This window comes from Desulfovibrio sp. (genome assembly GCF_047607245.1).
Taxonomy (GTDB): Bacteria; Desulfobacterota; Desulfovibrionia; order Desulfovibrionales; family Desulfovibrionaceae; genus Desulfovibrio.
On record NZ_JASGDK010000156.1, the window covers coordinates 1 to 3330 of the forward strand.

5 protein-coding genes are annotated in these 3330 nt (G+C 47.1%); all 5 read right to left on the bottom strand.

The genetic code is table 11. The features are described from left to right. A partial coding sequence (locus tag QM579_RS11840; protein WP_414999346.1) for an Hpt domain-containing protein occupies positions 1-702 on the bottom strand: 702 nt, incomplete at its 3' end. 64 nt (positions 703-766) lie between these two features. Beyond that, positions 767-1135, bottom strand: a complete 369-nt coding sequence (locus tag QM579_RS11845; RefSeq protein ID WP_183720014.1) for a response regulator — start codon at positions 1133-1135, stop codon at positions 767-769. A gap of 252 nt (positions 1136-1387) precedes the next feature. Further along, positions 1388-2104: a chemotaxis protein CheW gene (locus QM579_RS11850; RefSeq protein WP_414999347.1), complete on the bottom strand. Its 717-nt coding sequence runs from the start codon at positions 2102-2104 to the stop codon at positions 1388-1390. Next, positions 2092-2868, bottom strand: coding sequence for a ParA family protein (locus QM579_RS11855; protein ID WP_414999348.1), 777 nt, complete (start codon positions 2866-2868; stop codon positions 2092-2094). The genes QM579_RS11850 and QM579_RS11855 overlap by 13 nt, the downstream gene beginning before the upstream one ends. 8 nt (positions 2869-2876) lie before the next feature. Then, positions 2877-3330, bottom strand: a 454-nt coding sequence (locus tag QM579_RS11860; RefSeq protein WP_414999349.1) for a CheR family methyltransferase, incomplete at its 5' end; no start/stop codon positions are given.

Here is a 3330-nt window from a genome sequence, read left to right on the forward strand (position 1 = left end):
CTCAATGGATTCATCAATGAAATCTTTAAGATGCCCTTCTCCGAAAGCGGTAAGAGCATATGTCGGGCGTGTCGGTAACGTGCTTACCCATTCTTTGCCGCTCATACCGCTGTCATTATCCGATCTCGAGGAAAGATCGGCCGGCGGGTCCTGTTTCAATTCCGGAGTGAAGGAATCAGCAGAATCATTTGCATGCAAAGACTCGGCTTGAAGTAGGACTTCAGAAGTCTCATCAGCATTGTCAACTGGCGTAGAAAAAATTTCCGTAGTGGGGGTGGAAGCGGCGGGCTGGCTTGGTGCGGGGCTTTCCCCAGCCATAATGGCGTCTATTTGAGCCATAATGTGGCCAGCCTCAACATCGCCTTCCGAATTACTGCTCTCAAGATTATCAATCATCTGGCGCAGGACGTCTGTGGAGGCCAGAATGACATCCATAATCTCAGGCGTCACAACCATGCTGCCCTTTCGCAGTTCATCAAGGATGTTTTCAGCCTTGTGGGCGATCTGATTGATACGGTTCAGCCCAAGAAAGCCTGAGGCGCCCTTGAGGGAGTGCATAGGACGAAAGATATCATTGAGCAGGGCCAGATTTCCAGGAGCTTTTTCGAGCTCCAGCAGATTGGGCTCAATTGTCTCGAGGTGTTCTTTGGCTTCTGTAATGAAGTCGGCGAATAATTCTGGGTCAAAAAAATCCTGGCTCATACTCCATACCCTTGCTTGACTGAAAGCGCTGTACCCAAATGGGTAATACTGTCTTTCTTATCGGCTAACCCAAGAGCATCTTTATATTGCGAACCATTTTTTCCGGCTGGGCTGGTTTCACCATATAAAGGTTGGCTCCGAGGCTCATGCCCGTCTGTATATCTTTTTCTTGCCCTTCAGTGGAAAGCACAATGATAGGAATATCCTTGTAGGCTTCCTGAGCGCGAATGGTTTTAATAAAAGTAAATCCATCCATGCGTGGCATATTGACATCCGAAACGATCAAATCCACCGGATCAAGGCTGTAGAGTTTTTCAATGGCATCAAGGCCATCTTCAGCAGTGCTGACCTTGAAACCTTCCCCTTTTAGTACAAAGGCCACCAGGTTACGGATGGTCTTTGAGTCATCGACGACCATGATATGTTTTTTCATAATTTCTGTCCCTGTCCGTCAGATGTTGCCAGCCGTCATTCAGAAAAAGCGGCATGACCTGTTATTCGGCTGCTTGAAAAGCAGCCGCGTGCTGCCGGGAGCGCATTCAGTACCCATTTCAGTTGGGCCCCGAAAGGGAGCCTAAGAACTTATCGCAGCTTGAGTTTGCGAATTTGTTTTAAAAAATTTCAAAATGTTTAGAGGTTATTTATAGTTTTTGCAAGCAACTGATTTTATAAATACTTCTTAGGGTTAAAATTCCAGAAGTTTTTCTACAATCATTTCAGGGTCAACAATGCCATGCAGGTGGTCGTTTATTTCGGCGAGTCCACAAAGCAGGTCTGCGCTGGACCCCAATTGAGCTTCAGCGTTCCAGTTGATTTTCGACTGATCCAGCAGATACATAGTATGAATTTTATCAACAATAAGCCCAAGCTGCATTTGTTCACTGCCGCACACTACAATAAAGCTCTGCGGCGTGTAGCGATGTTGCTGATCAAGCGTCAGCAAGGCATCAAGATGAAGTAACGGGGTTACCCGCCCGCGCAGATTCACAACGCCAGCTACAAAAGATGGAGCCATAGGCAGCCGGGTGAGTGGCATGTGTCGCAAAACTTCAATAATTACCGGCACCGGTAAAAGAAAAATTTGTTCGCGCACATAGAAGGAAACCATTTGTACCGCAGGTTGCGAAAGCAGCAGTGTCTTCAAGGGGATTGTCGGTTTTACCTTGCTCTCGGTATGTTCAAACGTGCTTCCAGCGGGAGCGGTTCCTGCAGAAGGGCTTGACGGCGAAGCAATAACTACCTGCGGAGCCTGTACTGTCAGGTTCGCAATGGCATCGTCACCAAGATACTTTTGCACAAAGGCCCGTTCAGCAGCGCTGAGTGAAGGTGTTGTTTCTCTTTGGACAGGGGGAGCAAAGCACTGGTTGGAAAAATATTCTTCAGGCGTTTTTACCATAGGCATAACACTTCCTGAGCCAGGGCCTCATAACAGCGTGCCCCACGGGAGTTTTGATTAATATCATAAATGCTGCATCCTTGAGCACTTGCTTCACGAAAATGTGTATCAATGCCGATGATCGTGCTGAACATGGCATGCTCCATTTTTCGCTGCATGAGTTCCAATACTCTGGTGCAGGCTTTGGCGCGCTTGTCATACATGGTGGGTAGAGCCCGGTACAAAATAGGTCTGCCAAGCGCCTTGTTCAATGTGTGCAATGTATCAAACAGAAGTTTTAAGCCATGCAAGGCCAAAAAATCGGTTTGAATTGGAATTATCAATAAATCCGCCGCTACCAGAGCATTTACGAGGAGTATTCCCACGTGTGGCGGGCAATCTAAAATAATAAAGTCATAGTCGCTGCTTACAGTCTGTAAACTTCTGGACAGCACGCTTCCCTTGCCGCTTCGATCTTTAAAATCAACCTCAAGCTCTGACAAGCGGATGCAACCAGGAGCTACATCCATGCCGTGCAAAGCTTGAGTTCGCAGCAATAGAGGCCATAGCGTGGACCAGCCTTCATCAGGAGCCAGGAAAAGATCGTGCAAACTGTATTGCACTTCCTCGGGGTATATCCTGGCGTGCAGGGTGGCGCAGGCATGGGGGTCAAGGTCAAGCAGCAGTACCTTTTTGTCCATGCGAGACAGCGCACAACCCAGGTTAACAGAGGTCGTGGTTTTTCCCACGCCTCCTTTCTGATTGGCAATGGCTAGAATCTTTGCGCACATACTGTGCTCTATACCAGCTTGCGATAGACGATGGTCCCTTTGAAATGCTCAAGTTGAAACGCTCGGCTGATATTATGCAAAGATTCTGAATGCCCGATGAGTAGCGCTCCATTGACTTCAAGGTTGTCATAGAATGCGTTAATGACCTTGCGTTTCATTTCATCGTCAAAATAAATGATCACGTTGCGGCAAAAAACTATTTGCGATTTTTCAACGCGCTTCAGTTGCTCTTTGTCACTGAGGTTTATCTGCCCAAAAGAAATGATATTTTTTAACTCAGGCTTAACTTTATATATATTGTCTTCTTTGACAAAGTAGGCATCAATAATTGGCTTTGGCGTGGTGCGCAGGGCATACTCACTGTATATGCCGCGCCGAGCCGCAGAAAGTACGGCTTCTGAGAGATCGTTGGCCGTTATTTTAATATCCCAGCTATTGATTTCACCTCTGAGAACTTCATGC